Source organism: Pseudomonas sp. Z1-29 (genome assembly GCF_051131995.1).
Taxonomy (GTDB): Bacteria; Pseudomonadota; Gammaproteobacteria; order Pseudomonadales; family Pseudomonadaceae; genus Aquipseudomonas.
In genome coordinates this window covers 1,114,920-1,129,548 of record NZ_CP071645.1, presented here as the reverse complement: position 1 = coordinate 1,129,548, position 14,629 = coordinate 1,114,920, and the positions used below count along the sequence as shown (strand labels likewise).

General features: G+C 60.8%; 15 protein-coding genes. 6 read left to right on the top strand and 9 right to left on the bottom strand.

The features are described 5' to 3' along the window. Positions 1-3: 3 nt before the first annotated feature. Positions 4-717 (bottom strand): FadR/GntR family transcriptional regulator, encoded by a 714-nt coding sequence (locus tag J3P84_RS05285; protein WP_434628442.1) that lies wholly within the window; start codon positions 715-717, stop codon positions 4-6. Between the two features lie 96 nt (positions 718-813). Between J3P84_RS05285 and J3P84_RS05280 the strand changes: the two genes are divergently transcribed. Next, positions 814-1,557 (top strand): FadR/GntR family transcriptional regulator, encoded by a 744-nt coding sequence (locus J3P84_RS05280; RefSeq protein WP_434571929.1) that lies wholly within the window; start codon positions 814-816, stop codon positions 1,555-1,557. Between the two features lie 258 nt (positions 1,558-1,815). On the opposite strand, the gene J3P84_RS05275 is transcribed toward J3P84_RS05280, so the two are convergent. From J3P84_RS05275 to J3P84_RS05245, 7 genes are all read right to left on the bottom strand, one after another. Beyond that, positions 1,816-2,538 (bottom strand): oligogalacturonate-specific porin KdgM family protein, encoded by a 723-nt coding sequence (locus tag J3P84_RS05275; RefSeq protein ID WP_434628439.1) that lies wholly within the window; start codon positions 2,536-2,538, stop codon positions 1,816-1,818. A gap of 130 nt (positions 2,539-2,668) precedes the next feature. Next, the gene (locus J3P84_RS05270) at positions 2,669-3,436 is read right to left on the bottom strand and encodes an ABC transporter ATP-binding protein (RefSeq protein WP_434628436.1); all 768 of its coding nucleotides are present in this window, start codon (positions 3,434-3,436) and stop codon (positions 2,669-2,671) included. Between the two features lie 10 nt (positions 3,437-3,446). Then, a complete protein-coding gene (locus tag J3P84_RS05265; RefSeq protein ID WP_434628434.1) occupies positions 3,447-4,286 on the bottom strand; it encodes an ABC transporter ATP-binding protein in 840 nt (279 codons plus the stop codon). 10 nt (positions 4,287-4,296) lie between these two features. Then, positions 4,297-5,205, bottom strand: a complete 909-nt coding sequence (locus tag J3P84_RS05260; RefSeq protein WP_434628431.1) for an ABC transporter permease — start codon at positions 5,203-5,205, stop codon at positions 4,297-4,299. Then, the gene (locus tag J3P84_RS05255) at positions 5,205-6,242 is read right to left on the bottom strand and encodes an ABC transporter permease (protein WP_434571920.1); all 1,038 of its coding nucleotides are present in this window, start codon (positions 6,240-6,242) and stop codon (positions 5,205-5,207) included. Before J3P84_RS05255 ends, J3P84_RS05260 begins: the two co-directional genes overlap by 1 nt. 35 nt (positions 6,243-6,277) lie before the next feature. Next, a complete protein-coding gene (locus tag J3P84_RS05250; protein ID WP_434628428.1) occupies positions 6,278-7,900 on the bottom strand; it encodes an ABC transporter substrate-binding protein in 1,623 nt (540 codons plus the stop codon). Positions 7,901-7,968: 68 nt separating this feature from the next. After that, positions 7,969-9,123, bottom strand: coding sequence for a mandelate racemase family protein (locus J3P84_RS05245; protein WP_434628425.1), 1,155 nt, complete (start codon positions 9,121-9,123; stop codon positions 7,969-7,971). 249 nt (positions 9,124-9,372) lie between these two features. Between J3P84_RS05245 and J3P84_RS05240 the strand changes: the two genes are divergently transcribed. Further along, entirely contained in the window at positions 9,373-9,789 is a 417-nt protein-coding gene (locus tag J3P84_RS05240) for a VOC family protein (RefSeq protein WP_434628423.1), read from the top strand. A gap of 42 nt (positions 9,790-9,831) precedes the next feature. Here the strand turns inward: J3P84_RS05240 and J3P84_RS05235 are convergent, their stop codons facing one another. Continuing rightward, positions 9,832-10,203 carry a PH domain-containing protein gene (locus tag J3P84_RS05235; RefSeq protein ID WP_434628420.1) on the bottom strand — a complete coding sequence of 124 codons (372 nt, stop codon included), beginning with the start codon at positions 10,201-10,203 and terminating at the stop codon, positions 9,832-9,834. Between the two features lie 198 nt (positions 10,204-10,401). Between J3P84_RS05235 and J3P84_RS05230 the strand changes: the two genes are divergently transcribed. The 4 genes from J3P84_RS05230 (at position 10,402) to dctM (ending at position 14,498) form a co-directional block, all read left to right on the top strand. Then, positions 10,402-11,397, top strand: coding sequence for a TRAP transporter substrate-binding protein (locus J3P84_RS05230; RefSeq protein ID WP_434628417.1), 996 nt, complete (start codon positions 10,402-10,404; stop codon positions 11,395-11,397). 126 nt (positions 11,398-11,523) lie between these two features. Continuing rightward, positions 11,524-12,519, top strand: coding sequence for a C4-dicarboxylate TRAP substrate-binding protein DctP (gene dctP / locus J3P84_RS05225; protein WP_434628415.1), 996 nt, complete (start codon positions 11,524-11,526; stop codon positions 12,517-12,519). Positions 12,520-12,585: 66 nt separating this feature from the next. Next, entirely contained in the window at positions 12,586-13,218 is a 633-nt protein-coding gene (locus J3P84_RS05220; RefSeq protein ID WP_434571904.1) for a TRAP transporter small permease, read from the top strand. Continuing rightward, positions 13,215-14,498, top strand: coding sequence for a C4-dicarboxylate TRAP transporter large permease protein DctM (dctM, locus tag J3P84_RS05215; RefSeq protein WP_434601811.1), 1,284 nt, complete (start codon positions 13,215-13,217; stop codon positions 14,496-14,498). Before J3P84_RS05220 ends, dctM begins: the two co-directional genes overlap by 4 nt. The last annotated feature ends 131 nt before the right edge of the window (positions 14,499-14,629 follow it).

Genomic DNA, 14,629 nt, shown 5'->3' with positions numbered 1-14,629 from the left:
GAATTATTGCTTCGCCAGTTCTACCGCGCCTCGGACCCGCTGCTGCATGTTGATCAGATGCAACCGCATCGACGCCCGCGCCGCTTCGCCGTCCCGTCGCGCCAATGCCGCGTAGATCTGCTCGCGTTCACGCACCACCAATGCTCGATTTTCAGTTGCCATCGCTGGCACCGCCTGCTGGACCACGGCGATCAGGGTATTGCCGACGTGCGCCATCGCGTCGATAAAAAAGCTGTTGCCGGTGCATTGGGCGATCTGCCGATGAAATTCGAAATCCATCCGGGCACTGTTGTCGTCCGTTGCGTCGGCGGCATTCGCCGCATCCAGCGCTTCGCGCATTGCCAGCAACTGCTCCGGCGTGGCGCGTTGCGCAGCGATGCCGGCCGCTTCCACTTCCAGGCTCAGGCGCAGTTCGATGACGGCCAGCGCGTCATGGGCGCCGCCCTTGATGTGCTTGCCGCCCTGGAAATCACCCGGGCGCGCGGTGTCGACGACGAAGGTGCCGATGCCATGGCGCGTCTCGACCAAGCCTTCGGCCTGGAGCCGCGACATGGCTTCGCGGACCACGGTCCGACTGACGCCACGCTCTTTTATGATCACCTGTTCGGTCGGCAGTTTGCTGCCCGCCGGCAGCTCGCCTGCGAGTATCTGCTGCGTCAGGTCGACCACCAGTTGCTGAGTCATGCTCAGGCGTCGATCGGTTGTGACACGCTCCATTGCACCTATCCATCAAGCCAGACGATCGCGGCATTATAGCCGCGACCTTGGGCCAAAACTCACTATAATGCCCGCTGATCACACTAGAGCACGCCGATGACGGACCAAGCGTTATCTCCATTGAACAAGCCGCGCCGCCTGGCCGAAACACTGGTCGACCGTTTTGCCCAGCGCATGCGCGACGGCATTTTGAAATGCGGCGAAAAGCTCCCCACCGAAGTGCACATCATGGAAGCCGAGGGCGTCAGCCGTTCGGTGGTGCGCGAGGCGCTGTCGCGCCTGCAGGCGGCGGGGTTGGTCGAGACCCGCCATGGCGTCGGTACGTTTGTCCTGGATATGCCGGCACCGGAGGGGTTCACCCTCGGGCCGGCGACGATTGCGACGTTGTCGGACGTACTCAATTTGCTGGAGTTTCGCCTGAGCCTGGAAGTGCAGGCCGCCGGCATGGCCGCCGAACGCGCCACGCCCGAAGCCCTGGCCGAACTGGCCCAGGCGCTGGAGGCGTTGCTGCAAGGGCCGGAAAAATCCGGCACCACGATCAACGCCGATTTCCAGTTCCATCTGAAAATCGCCAAGGCGGCCGGCAATTACTACCTGATCGACATCATGAAGCACCTGGGTACAAAGCTGATCCCGCGTACCCGGATGAACTCCGCCTACTCCGGGCAAAGTGATCGCAGCGCCTACCTGCAGGGGATCAACGCCGAACACCAGCAAATTTTCGATGCCATCGCCAGCCGCAATGCCGACGCGGCGCGGGCGGCCATGTACCTGCACTTGAGCAACAGCCGCATGCGCCTGTGTGAAACCCAACAACGCCAGGCGTTCTACAACGAATAACCTTTGTTCCCTGTGGGAGCGAGCCTGCTCGCGAAGACGGTGGCACATTCAATGCTGATGCAAGCGGGCCCACCGCTTTCGCGAGCAGGCTCGCTCCCACCCTGATCTCCAGTGTTCATTGCATTTACATACACAACAAAGCCCCTGTGGGAGCGAGCTTGCTCGCGAAGGCGGCAGCACATCCAACATCACCGCCCCAGACAGACCGCTATCGCGAGCAAGCTCGCTGCCACAAGTTGATCCCGGTGATTTCGCGACTTAGAAAAAGTTGTATTGAATGCCCACCCGCAGACGCAGTTGCCGATCGCTGTCCACCGAATTGACCTTGATGTCACCGACCTCAAAGAACGGTGCCCAACGCTTATCCCACTTGTACTTGACTACGGCATTCTGCTCATAGTCGTCAGTACCGCCGTTGTAACGAATGTAATCGGCATCGAAGTAAGTCAGTTGGTATTCATAGGCCCACGGCCCCTGGTTCGCATAGTTGATATAGAGGTCATAGCGATGGATCGTCTGGTCGTCCTGGCCATTGTCCGGCACGTCGTGATCCACCTTGTCGCGGTCCAGTTTGCTGGCGTCGTAACGGTAACGCCCGGCGATGCTCAGTTCCTTGGTGATCTTGTAGCCCAGGCGCAAGCCCATCTTGTAGGTGGTGGACTCCTCGTCGCTTTCCATGGCGAACGAAGGCGTCAGCGTCCAGCGGTCGTCGATCTTGTGCTGGTAGTTGACGGTGAACTCATGGCCGCTGCCGACAGTGTTGTCGAAGGCGACATCTTCCCGATCCCCGGCGGTCTTGTATTTGAGTTCGCCTTCCAGGCCCACACCGTTATCCAGCCTGATGCCGAACTTGGCGCGGTCGGCGTGCATGCGGGTCTTTTCGGCGTATTGATGGCGAACGTTGATGTAACCGGTATCGGCCTGAACGACAAACGAAGTGAACAATGAAGCGATCGACAAAACGGTGAATATCTTTTTCATGTTTTTTATTCTTGTTGGTTGAAATCAATAGTTGGGGTGAACGTCAAATCGCAGGCGAGCGCGTGCGCGCATTGAAACTTGCGGTTCAACGTGTGCTGCGGTTTAAAACAGTTACAGCGGCTTGGTTACTTCATACGGCGATGGGTATTCGCTGTATGTCGCGACTGGCTTGCACCAGCAAACGGGTGTACTCGTGGGCGGCGCCATCGCTCGCCAGCAGCTGGCTGTCGAGGGTTTCCACCACCCGGCCCTGTTGCATCACCGCCAGCCGATCACACAAGTGCGCAACGACGGCGAGGTCGTGGGTCACCATCAGGTAGGTCAGACCTTCCTGACGACGCAGATCAGCCAGCAGATTGAGAATTTCCGCCTGCACCGAGACGTCCAGTGCCGAGGTTGGCTCGTCCAGCAGCAATACCCGCGGCCGCAGGATCAGCGCCCGGGCAATCGCCACGCGCTGGCGCTGGCCGCCGGACAACTGATGCGGATAACGAAAGCGGAAGCTGTCGTTCAAGCCGACCTTGCGCAGGATCTCGCTGACCTTTTGCCCGCGCCCGTCAATGCCGTGGATGCGCAGCGGTTCCTGCAACGCGGCGTCGATGGTGTAGCGCGGATGCAATGAAGCGTAGGGATCCTGGAAAACCATCTGCACGGTGCGGTAGTGGTCCAGCGGCAGCTTGCGCGTCACCGCCCTCCCGGCGATCTGCAACCGTCCCGCCCAGTGCTGGTACTGTCCGGCCAGGCAACGCAGCACGGTGGTCTTGCCCGAACCGGACTCCCCCACCAGGCCGAATGCCTCGCCTTCGCCAACGCTCAGGTCGACGTCGTGCAGTACCGCGTTCAGTGCCGCGCCGGTGCCGAAACTGAGGTTCAGGCCGGCGATTTCGATCATGTTCATGACAGGCTCCTCAAGCGTTCAACCAACGTGGGTCGCGCTGCAGCACCGGCAGCGTGGCGCGCGGGTGATCCAGGCTTGGCAACGCGGCCAACAGGCCTCGGGTGTAGGGATGGGTGGCGTTATCCAGGTCAGCGGCGGCAATCGACTCGACCACCCGGCCGGCATACATCACCAGCACGCGATCACAGAAATGCCGCACCAGGTTCAGGTCGTGGCTGATGAAGATCAGTCCCAGGTCACGCTCGCTGACCAACTCCTCCAATACGTTGAGCACCTGCCGGCGCACCGACACGTCCAGCGCCGAGGTCGGCTCGTCGGCGATGATCACCTGAGGATCGGTAATCACCATCATGGCGATCATGATCCGCTGGCCCATGCCACCCGAGACTTCATGGGGGTACAGGTCATAGACCCTTCGAGGATCACGGATGTGCACCTTGCCGAGCATGTCCAGCGCCCGCTCGCGGGCTTCGCGATGGGGCACCTTGTGATGGGCGAGATAGGCTTCGGCGATTTGCTCGCCGACTCGCACCACCGGGTTCAACGAGTATTTCGGATCCTGCATGATCATCGACATGCGCGCGCCACGAATCGCCTGGATCTGCTTTTCGCTGGCCTTCAGCAAATCGATGTCGGCAAAACGCAGGGTCTTGGCGGTGACCCGCGCCGTCGGCGGATGCAAGCGCAACAGGCTGCGGCCGACGGTGGATTTGCCCGAGCCGGATTCACCGACGATGGCGAGTTTTTCCCGCCCCAGGGTGAACGACACATCACGCACCGCCAGGGAGGTTTTGCCGGCGTTGCGAAACTCCACGCACAAATCCTGCACGGCCAGTTTTATCTCAGTCATGGGACTTTCCTCAGGATTGGCTGCGGGGGTCGAGGACGTCGCGCAAGCCGTCGCCCAACAGGTTGAAGGCCAGGCTGACCAGCATGATCGCCGCACCCGGCGCCGCCACCAGCCACCAGCTTTCGAGCATGTAGCGCCGGCCGGTGGAGATCATCGCGCCCCACTCCGGCAACGGTGCCTGGGCGCCGAGGCCGAGAAAGCCCAGGGCGGCGGCGGTGAGGATGATGCTTGCCATGTTCATGGTCAGGCGGATGATCACCGACGACAGGCACATCGGGATGATATGGCGCAGGATGATCCGGGCACTCGACGCGCCTTGGAGCTGCACCGCGACGACAAAGTCGGCGTTGCGCAGCGGCAGGGTTTCGGCGCGAGCCAATCGGGCGATCGGCGGCCAGGCCGTCAGCGCGATGGCAATCACCGCGTGCTCCAGGCCCGGGCCAAGCGCCGCAATGAAGGCCAGCGCCAGCACCAGGCTCGGAAACGAGATGAAGATGTCGGTGATGCGCATGAACAGGCTGTCGACCCAGCCGCCGAAGTAACCGGAGATGGTCCCGACCAACAGGCCGATGGGACCGACGATCACCGTCACCAGCAAGACGATGTACAAGGTGATGCGCGAGCCGTACACCAACCGGGCGAACACATCGCGACCGTATTCATCGGTGCCGAACCAGTGCGCGCTGCTGGGCGCTTGCAACGCACCGGCGAGGTTCTGCAACAACGGGTCGTGGCCGGCGATCCATGGCGCGAACGCCGCGACCACCATCAAGGTCGCGACGACAACCAGGCCGGCGAACGTCATCGGGTTGCGCAGCAGAAAGCGCAGCAGCCGGGCGGCGCTGGCGACCAGCGCTGCCGTACTCGAAGCGGGCAGCGCGGTATCGCCGGCTGCGCTCGAAGCAAGGGGCAGATTCATTAGCGAGTCCTCGGGTCGAAGAGCTTGTACAGCGCATCGCTGATCAGGTTCAGCGTCACGAAGATGAGGCCGATCAGCAGCACGCAGGCCATCACTGCGTTCATGTCGCCGAGCAAAAGACTGCTCGTCAGGTATTGGCCGAAACCCGGCCAGGCGAACACGGTTTCGATCAGCACCGCGCCCTCCAGCAGCCCGCCGTAGGCCAGCGCGACAATCGTCAACAGCTGCACGCGGATGTTGCCGAAGGCGTGACCCCAGACAATCTTGCGTTGGGACAGACCCTTGACCCGGGCAGTGATGATGTACTCCTGGGACAGCTGCTCGAGCATGAAGCTGCGAGTCATGCGGCTGATGTAGGCGACCGAGTTGAAACTGAGGATCACCGCCGGCAGCAGGATGTGCCGCAGCGCACTGCGAAAGGCTTCCCAATCGCCGGACCAGGCGGTGTCGATCAACAGCAGTCCGGTGTGCCTCGGAATCAGCCCGTCGTAGGCCAGGCCGATTCGCCCGACGCCACCGGCCCAGCCCAACCAGGCGTAGAACACCAGGAAGGCCATCATGCCGATCCAGAAGATTGGCGTGGAATAGCCGAACAGCGTGATCAACCGCGCGACATGATCACCGGCGCGGCCCTGATGAGTCGCCGCGTAGACACCCAGCGGCAGGCCCGCCAGCACGCCGAACAGAATGGCCAGGGTCGCCAGTTCCAAGGTGGCCGGGAAGACCCGGGCGATGTCGCTGATGACCGGGTTGCCGGTCAGCAAGGCCATGCCGAAGTCGCCGTGGAGCAGGTCGCCGAGGTAGATCGCGAACTGGGTCCACAGCGGCTTGTCCAGGCCCAGTTCCTGATAGACCTGGGCGTAGGCCGAGGCGTCGGCGTCCGGGCCAACGATTGCCAGCACCGGGTCCAGCGGCATCACCCGGCCGATAAAAAAGGTCAGCAGCAGCAACCCCAGCAGCGTCACCGCCACCGAACCGCCGCGCCGGGTCGCCGAAGCGGCCCGGGTTGTCCAGATTGAAAAGGATGCAGTCGACATGTTCATTTCCTGCCTTGGCCTTGAGGCCGTCGATTTCAGCGCTGCTTGTAGACGTCGCGAAGACGCGTGGTGGCGGCGGTGTGGCCGATGTAGTTGCGCACGTCGGCGTGAACCACCACCTCGTCCACCATTTGCGAGACCGGCATGATTGCCCCGGCCTGTTGGTCATAGAGGGTCTGGATCTGGGCATACATCTGCCGCTGCCGCTCGGGGTCGCGCTCGCGCTCGGCCTGTTCGATCAACTGGTTGAGCTGCGGGTTGAAGAACGAGGTGCGCCAGCCCTGGAAGTTGCTCAGCTTGGCTTCGCTGCGGTTGTCCGGGTTGTACACCAGAGCCCGCAGGCTCGAATGCGGATGGCGCTCCGCCCCACCACCGCCACGCCCCACGAGGATGTCGAACTGGCGGTCGCGCATCGCCCCGTAGATCTGGTTGCCGGTGCCGGTGATGATCGTCGCCTGGATGCCCGCCTGGGCCAGCGTCGCTTGCAGGCTGGTGGCGATGTTGATGAAGGGCGGGTCGGTCAGCGAACGGATACTCACCTTGAAGCCCTCGGCGTGACCGGCTTCTGCCAGCAGGCGGCGAGCCTCGGCAACGTCCAGGCGATAACCCGGATCGTCCAGGCGTGCCGGCAAGCCCAGTTGCATCGGCCGCTGGTTGATCACGCCGTAGTGCGGCATCACCACGTCGTTGATGCCCTGGTAGTCGATCAGCAGACGGATCGCCTGGCGCACCCGGATGTCCTGGAACAACGGTTGCTGCATGCTCATCGCGACGTAGTACAGCGTGCCGCGGGCGATGCTCTGGATGCGCACCGCATCCACCCTGCCCAGCGCCTTGATGTCGGTCGCCGCCATGCCGCGGGCGACATCCAGGTCACCGCGCTCGACCATCAGGCGCAGGGCCTGGGACTCGGTCATGTTGCGCATGATCACCCGGCGCAACTTCGGCGCGCCGCGCCAGTAGTCCTCGTTGCGGCTCATCAGGATCACGTCGTTGGCGCGCCAGATATCCAGCTTGAATGCACCGGACCCGGCGGTGTGCGTCGCCAGCCAGGCCGCGCCCTGGTCGTCACCGACCTGATGCTGCAAGGCCACCGAGCGGTCGATGATGAACGCACTCGGCGAGGTGGCCAGGGTGTTGAGCACCAACAGCGGGTCGGTGACGCGTGGCAGCTCCATGACGAAGGTGTGGGGCCCTTCGGCGCGCATCAGCCGGGCGACGTTGTCGGCGCTGAAACCGTAGGCTTTCCAGGTGGACGCCAGGGCGCGGTTGAGGGTGACCACACGTTGCAAGGACCAGGCGACATCTTGCGCAGTAAGCGGCGCACCGGAGTGAAAACGGACGTCGTCACGCAACTGGAAGGTGAGACGCATGCGGTCCGGGCTGACTTCCCAGCTTTTCGCCAGGGCCGGCACCAGCGTGTCCGGCTGCGCCGCGTCCTGCTCCAGGAGCATGTCGTAGACATTGGCGTTGACCTCGGCAACTTCCAGGCCGGTCGCGGCCGCCGGGTCCAGCGACAGCAGGTTGATCATGCTCATGCCCACCACCAATTGGTCGGCGGGCGTTTCGCCTTGGGCCAGGCTGACGGGCACCTGCACTGCGCACAGGGCCACGATGACACACAGCAGCCTGGTCAGGCGCTTGGGCCAGAGTTTCATGGTTCAGTCCTTTCTTATATTTATAAGACTTGTCGCCCGGGCCGCTCAGCCTCGGACGTGGTGCGCCATCAGTGTCGAGACAAGGTGTTGGCTTCGATATACGCGAAGTTGATGTCCTCGCCCAACCCCGGCCGATCAGACAGATGCACGTAACCGTCGGCATCCATCGGGTCGACAATACTGTTGAGGTGCGCCGGCACTTCCTCGTAATCAAGGAACGGGTGCAGCAGGCCGCGCTCGTACCACCGGCAGTTGCTGATCGCGCCCACCACCGCCAGGTTCGCCGCGCCGTTGCCGTGGACCTCGCAATCCATGCCGAACGACTCGGCCAGGTGCGCCACTTTCAGGCAAGGGCCGATACCGCCGACGCCAGCCACGCCGGCGCGCAGGATGTCACAGGACTTCTGCGTCACCCAACTGGCGCGGCTGTGGAATTTTCCGGCAATGCTTTCCGGGCCCAGCACCGGGATGTCCAGATTGGCGGCCAGCCAGGCGTATGACTCGGCGGAGTCTTCCATCATCGGTTCTTCGAACCAGGCGAAATTGAGTTTTTCCAGGGCCTTGCCAATGGTCAGCGCATCCATACGGCTGTACCAGTGGTAGCCATCGAGCATCAGGGCGATGTCCGGACCGACCGCCTCGCGCACTGCCGCGCAGGCCTGGATGTCCATTTGCGGATTCGGCGCGAAGGAAATCGGCGGCATCCAGGTGTGCAGCTTGATTGCCTTGTAGCCGCGCTTGACGAGCTTTTCGGCGAACTGGCCGTACTCATCCGGCGTCGACAGACCGCCCGGCAAATCATCGCCGCACATGGTCGAGCCGTAGGCCAGGACTTTGTCACGGTAACCGCCGATGAGCTTGTGCACCGGCAACTTCAGCTTGCGCCCGACCAGATCCCACAAGGCTTGCTCAACCAGCGCCAGCGCGCGGTCGGTGAACTGGCCGGCGCTGCCGCGCTGCCAGTGCGCCAGGTCCTGCCAGATGCTCTCACGGTCCATCGGGTCGCGGCCGATCAGCACCTTGCGCACGAACGATTCGATGATGTGTGGACGAATCAACTCGGGCGTACCGAAGGCGTAACCCTCCGAGCCATCGTCGCAGCTGATGCGCAGCAGGGCCATCTTGATCATGACTTCGTCGCCTGGATGGGCGTGACCGGCGCTGTCCTGGGCGCGACGCGACGGGGTGGAAAAGATTTCGACGTGAACGCCTGTGATTCTCATAAGAAGGAGCCACCGTGTGGTTATTTTTATTTGTATGTCGTCATACAACATGGCGGATTATTTGTACGTTTACTCTGAGCTGTCAAGCCTGTGCATCAGCTAAATATGAGGTTTTTCGGGCAGGCTCTATTTTTGGAAAGATGACGACTTGAAATGTCGTCATACCACGCCCTGATGATAAGCTCGTTTCCCTTGGGAAATTCTGGCTACAGTGACGTGCCCATTTGTGCCCGCCTTGTGGAGACCGGTATGAAAAATTTCACCATCGAGCGCATCGACCACGTCGTACTGCGCGTGACGAACATCGAGCGCAGCCTGACCTTCTACACCTCGGTGCTCGGTTGCGAACTGAAGAAGCGGCGGGACGATCTGGGGTTGGTCCACCTCGGCGCCGGGGCGTCGATGATCGATCTGGTGGATGTCGAAGGACCGCTCGGCCGTCAGGGTGGCGCGGCGTCGGGCAGGCAGGGGCACAACGTCGATCACTTCTGCCTGCGCGTCGAACCGTTTGACGAACAAGCCCTGCTCGCTCATCTGGGCGCTGCCGGGCTGGAGGTCGAGAAGGCACAGATGCGCTATGGCGCGGAGGGGCAAGGCTGGTCAATCTATTGCTTCGACCCGGATGGCAACCAGATCGAGTTGAAGGGACCGGCGCTGGAGCCTTGAGCTCCAGCGAAACTTACGCTGCCGGGGTGCGCTTGTATCGACTCAGACCAAAAGGTGCCTGGAAATGACCTTGGAGATTTCGACGATGCCGGTCTTGCCGGAGAACTCAAACTTCACCTTGCCCAGGGACGAAAAATAAATCTCCAGTTCGGAATCCAGGTCGAAGGTGCCGGAGGTTTCCACCGAGTACGCAACGATATTCTTGTAGGGCAGCGAGGTGAAATCCTTCTTGCTGCCGGTAATGCCCTGCACGTTTACCGCGATGATGCGTTTGTTGGTGAACACCACGCCATCACGCATCGACTTGTAGGCGTCGATCACCTGTTCACCGTCCAGCAACAGATCCGAGACGCGTTCGGCGTATTCATTGTTTTGCTTGAGCTTGAAGAAGCCTTTGTTGTTGAAATCGATCATCGTTGAGTCCCTTGTTGAGTTTTTTGAAACGTCCTGTCCAGTGATCCCGGAGGCCAAGCCTGACAGGCGCGGCTGGTTCTCCTCCAGGATCCGCAACTTTCCGGCAGCCCGCATTTTTTGCTCCTAGACTTGCCAGTGTTTGCAGTTCGTCGGGGCTGGAATGAGCTCGTACAATAAACATAATCGAAGGGATACGCCATGCTCGAACCTTTATGGAAAGCGCTCATCTGCACTCTGGTTTTCAGCGCACTGGGCAGCGCCTACGCAGCCGACCCCCTCGTGATCAGGTTTTCCCATGTGGTGGGCGAACAGACGCCCAAGGGCCAGGGCGCCCTGATGTTCAAGAAGCTGGTGGAGGAGCGGTTGCCGGGCAAGGTAACTGTGGAGGTGTATCCCAACTCCACACTGTATGGCGACGACAAGGAAATGGAAGCGTTGCTGCTGGGAGACGTGCAGATCATCGCGCGGTCACTGGCCAAGTTCGAGCAGTACACCCGCAAGGTGCAGTTGTTCGACTTGCCGTTCCTGTTCGATGACATTGCCGCGGTGGACCGTTTCCAACAGAGCCCCGAGGGCCAGCAACTGCTCAAGTCCATGGAGAGCAAGAACATCACCGGCCTGGCCTATTGGCACAACGGCATGAAGCAGCTTTCGGCGAACAAACCCCTGCGCACGCCCGAAGATGCGCGCGGCCTGGTCTTCCGTGTGCAAACTTCCGCGGTGCTGGAGGAGCAGTTCAAGGCGGTGAGTGCCAAAGGCCAACCGATGATTTTCTCGGTGGTGTATCAGGGCTTGCGTACGGGCCTGGTCAACGGCACGGAAAATACCTATTCAAATTTTTACAACCAGAAACTGCATGAGGTACAGAAATACGTTACCGAGTCCAACCACGGCATCCTCGACTACATGCTGATCACCACATCGGATTTCTGGAACGGCCTGCCGCCGGATATCCGCGGTGAGCTGGAAAAGATCGTGGTCGAATCCACCGCTCATGCCAACAAGGAAGCGGAGCGATTCAACCAGCAGGACAAACAGCACGTCCTGGACGCCAAGACCACCGAGATCATGACCCTCACGCCGCAAGAGCGAGATGCCTGGCGAGAGAAAATGAAACCGGTATGGGCGAAGTTCGAAAAGGATATCGGCCCGGAGCTGATCAAAGCCGCCGAAGCGTCCAACAAGACGCAGTAAAGCCCCGAACTTGATGTCAAAATGCCCCGGCAAGCTGTTTTTCTGCCTAGACTTGCAAGTGTCCCACCGTGCGTCGTGTTTTGAATGAGCCCGCACGTGAAAAACTAAAAATAAAAGGAACCCCCTATGTTTAAACCTATGTGGAAAGCTCTCGTCTGCACATTGGCCCTCAGCACGCTGAGCACCGCCATGGCGGCTGATCCGGTGGTTATCAAGTTCTCGCACGTGGTGGCCGAACAAACCCCCAAAGGCCAAGGCGCGCTGCTCTTCAAAAAGTTGGTGGAAGAACGGCTGCCGGGCAAGGTTAAGGTCGAGGTGTACCCCAACTCGTCGTTATTCGGCGATGGCAAGGAAATGGAAGCCCTGCTCCTGGGTGACGTGCAAATGATCGCGCCATCGCTCGCCAAGTTCGAGCAATACACCAAGACGGTGCAGTTGTTTGACCTGCCGTTCCTGTTTGATGACATCTCTGCCGTGGACCGTTTCCAACTGAGCCCTGAAGGTCAGAAACTGCTCAAGTCAATGGAAAGCAAGAACATCACCGGCCTGGCCTATTGGCACAACGGCATGAAGCAACTCTCTGCCAACAAACCACTGCGCGAACCCAAGGATGCCCGTGGCTTGAAGTTCCGCGTGCAGGCGTCTGCCGTGCTCGAAGAACAGTTCAAGGCCGTCAATGCCAACCCGCGCAAGATGAGTTTCGCCGAGGTGTACCAAGGCCTGCAGACCGGCGTGGTCAACGGTGCGGAAAACCCCTACTCGAACATCTACAGCCAGAAAATGCATGAAGTGCAGAAGTACATCACCGAGTCCAACCATGGCTTGCTCGACTACATGCTGATTACCAACACCAAGTTCTGGAATGGCTTGCAGCCGGACGTACGCAGCGAACTGGACAAGATCCTTGTGGAAGTCACCGCCCATGTGAACAAGGAAGCGGCGCAACTGAACCAGAACGACAAGCAGCGCATCCTCGACGCCAAGACCACCGAGATCATTACCCTCACGCCTGAAGAACGCAACGCATGGCGCGACAAGATGAAACCGGTCTGGAAGAAGTTCGAAGGTGACATCGGCGCTGACCTGATCCAAGCCGCCGAAGCCTCCAACAAGGCTCAGTAATGGGTTGGTCGGCGCTGCCGCCGTGGCAGCGCCGGCCTGTCGTCCTCCCTGCAGGAGATGCCATCCATGAACGCCCTTCGGCGCACCTGGGAACATTTCGAGGAAGGTTTCATTGCCTTCCTTCTGGCCGCCATGACGTTGGTCACTTTCGTCTACGTGGTCCTCAACAACCTTTATGCAGTGTTCTACAGCCTTGGCGACAACTGGCCAGCCGCCAGCGAACCGATGTTCGCCATTGGCGACGGCATCATGGGCATGGCCCAGGCCATGACCTGGAGCAGCGCGCTGACCAAGGCGCTGTTTGGCTGGCTGATTTTTTTTGGCCTGTCGTATGGCGTGCGCACGGCCGGCCACATCGGCGTCGACGCGTTGGTGAAACTGGCGAGCAAACCGGTGCAGCGCATTATCGGCGTGATCGCCTGCCTGTGCTGCCTGGCCTACGCCGGGTTGCTGGCCGTGGCGAGTTACGAATGGATCAATACCTTGATGATTGCCCAGATCGGCGCGGAAGACCTCGGCCATTTCGGCATCATGCAATGGCACGTAGGGCTGATCGTGCCGGTAGGTTTTGCCTTGGTGTTTATCCGCTTCGCGGAAATCCTGGTGCGCATCCTGATGAACCGTCAGACAGGCCTGGGTCTTGCCGATGAAGCGGCCGAAGCGATCAAACTGACCGAGATCGAGGAAGACAAGCCATGACCATTGCCTTCCTGTTCATCGCGCTGTTCGTGCTGATGTTCATTGGCGTGCCCATCGCCATTTCCCTCGGGCTGGCCGGCTCGCTGACGATCATTTTCTTCAGCCCCGACTCCGTACGCTCCCTGGCAATCAAGCTGTTCGAGACATCCGAGCACTACACCCTACTGGCGATTCCATTCTTCCTGCTGGCCGGTGCGTTCATGACCACGGGTGGCGTGGCACGACGGTTGATCGACTTTGCCAACGCCTGCGTCGGACACGTCCGCGGTGGCCTGGCGATTGCGGCGGTGCTGGCGTGCATGTTGTTTGCCGCGTTGTCCGGTTCCAGCCCCGCGACGGTGGCAGCGGTGGGTTCGATTGCCATTGCCGGCATGGTGCGCTCAGGTTATCCCCAGGCGTTTGGTGCCGGCATCGTCTGCAACGCCGGGACTCTGGGCATCCTGATTCCGCCGTCGATCGTCATGGTGGTCTATGCCGCCGCGACCGAAACCTCGGTAGGAAAATTGTTCATGGCGGGTGTGATACCGGGCCTGCTGCTGGGGTTCTTCTTGATGGTGGCGATCTACATCGTCGCGGTTAAGAAAAAACTCCCGGCGATGCCTCGGGCGACGCTGCGGGAATGGCTGAGCACGGCACGCCAGGCCATCTGGGGCTTGCTGCTGATGGTGATCATCCTCGGTGGGATCTATTCGGGGATGTTCACGCCCACCGAAGCAGCAGCAGTGGCGGCGGTCTACTCAGCGTTTATCGCGTTGTTCGTCTACAAGGACCTGACGTTCCGCGAAACCCCCAAGGTGCTGCTGGAGTCGGCCAAGCTGAGCATCATGCTGATGTTCATCATCGCCAACGCCATGCTCTTCGCCCACGTGCTGACCACCGAGCAACTGCCGCAGCAAATCACTGCGTGGGTGATCGAGGCCGGGCTGACGCCAGTAACCTTCCTCCTGGTGGTCAACATCGTGCTGCTGATTGCCGGTGCGTTCATGGAGCCGTCGGCGATCATCCTGATTCTGGCGCCGATCCTGTTCCCTATCGCCATGAAGCTGGGCATCGACCCGATCCACCTGGGCATCATCATGGTGGTGAACCTGGAGATCGGCCTGATCACGCCGCCGGTGGGCTTGAATCTGTTCGTCACCTCGGCGGTGACCGGCATGTCGCTGACGGCGACCATCCGCGCGGCCATGCCGTGGCTGATGATTCTGCTGGCGTTCCTGGTGCTGATTACCTATGTACCGTGGATCTCGCTCGCGCTGCCTAACTGGTTGGGGATGAGCTGATTATTCCGAGCTGAACATACCGCCCTGTGGTGAGGGAGCAATGCTCCATTGCCGCAGGTGCGCATGCCCCCTCCCAGCGTACGCATGCGTTATGATCCCTGCTTTATTCTGAAGCAGAGCTTTTCCCACGC

Bases quoted from the DNA above. Each gene is read 5' to 3' on its own strand.
- J3P84_RS05240 (WP_434628423.1), top strand. From the start codon at position 9,373: ATGAAAAATTTCACCATCGAGCGCATCGACCACGTCGTACTGCGCGTG.
- J3P84_RS05270 (WP_434628436.1), bottom strand. From the start codon at position 3,436: ATGAACATGATCGAAATCGCCGGCCTGAACCTCAGTTTCGGCACCGGC.
- J3P84_RS05255 (WP_434571920.1), bottom strand. From the start codon at position 6,242: ATGTCGACTGCATCCTTTTCAATCTGGACAACCCGGGCCGCTTCGGCG.
- J3P84_RS05275 (WP_434628439.1), bottom strand. From the start codon at position 2,538: ATGAAAAAGATATTCACCGTTTTGTCGATCGCTTCATTGTTCACTTCG.
- J3P84_RS05285 (WP_434628442.1), bottom strand. From the start codon at position 717: ATGGAGCGTGTCACAACCGATCGACGCCTGAGCATGACTCAGCAACTG.
- J3P84_RS05250 (WP_434628428.1), bottom strand. From the start codon at position 7,900: ATGAAACTCTGGCCCAAGCGCCTGACCAGGCTGCTGTGTGTCATCGTG.
- J3P84_RS05280 (WP_434571929.1), top strand. From the start codon at position 814: ATGACGGACCAAGCGTTATCTCCATTGAACAAGCCGCGCCGCCTGGCC.
- J3P84_RS05265 (WP_434628434.1), bottom strand. From the start codon at position 4,286: ATGACTGAGATAAAACTGGCCGTGCAGGATTTGTGCGTGGAGTTTCGC.
- dctM (WP_434601811.1), top strand. From the start codon at position 13,215: ATGACCATTGCCTTCCTGTTCATCGCGCTGTTCGTGCTGATGTTCATT.
- J3P84_RS05245 (WP_434628425.1), bottom strand. From the start codon at position 9,123: ATGAGAATCACAGGCGTTCACGTCGAAATCTTTTCCACCCCGTCGCGT.
- J3P84_RS05260 (WP_434628431.1), bottom strand. From the start codon at position 5,205: ATGAATCTGCCCCTTGCTTCGAGCGCAGCCGGCGATACCGCGCTGCCC.
- J3P84_RS05230 (WP_434628417.1), top strand. From the start codon at position 10,402: ATGCTCGAACCTTTATGGAAAGCGCTCATCTGCACTCTGGTTTTCAGC.
- dctP (WP_434628415.1), top strand. From the start codon at position 11,524: ATGTTTAAACCTATGTGGAAAGCTCTCGTCTGCACATTGGCCCTCAGC.
- J3P84_RS05235 (WP_434628420.1), bottom strand. From the start codon at position 10,203: ATGATCGATTTCAACAACAAAGGCTTCTTCAAGCTCAAGCAAAACAAT.
- J3P84_RS05220 (WP_434571904.1), top strand. From the start codon at position 12,586: ATGAACGCCCTTCGGCGCACCTGGGAACATTTCGAGGAAGGTTTCATT.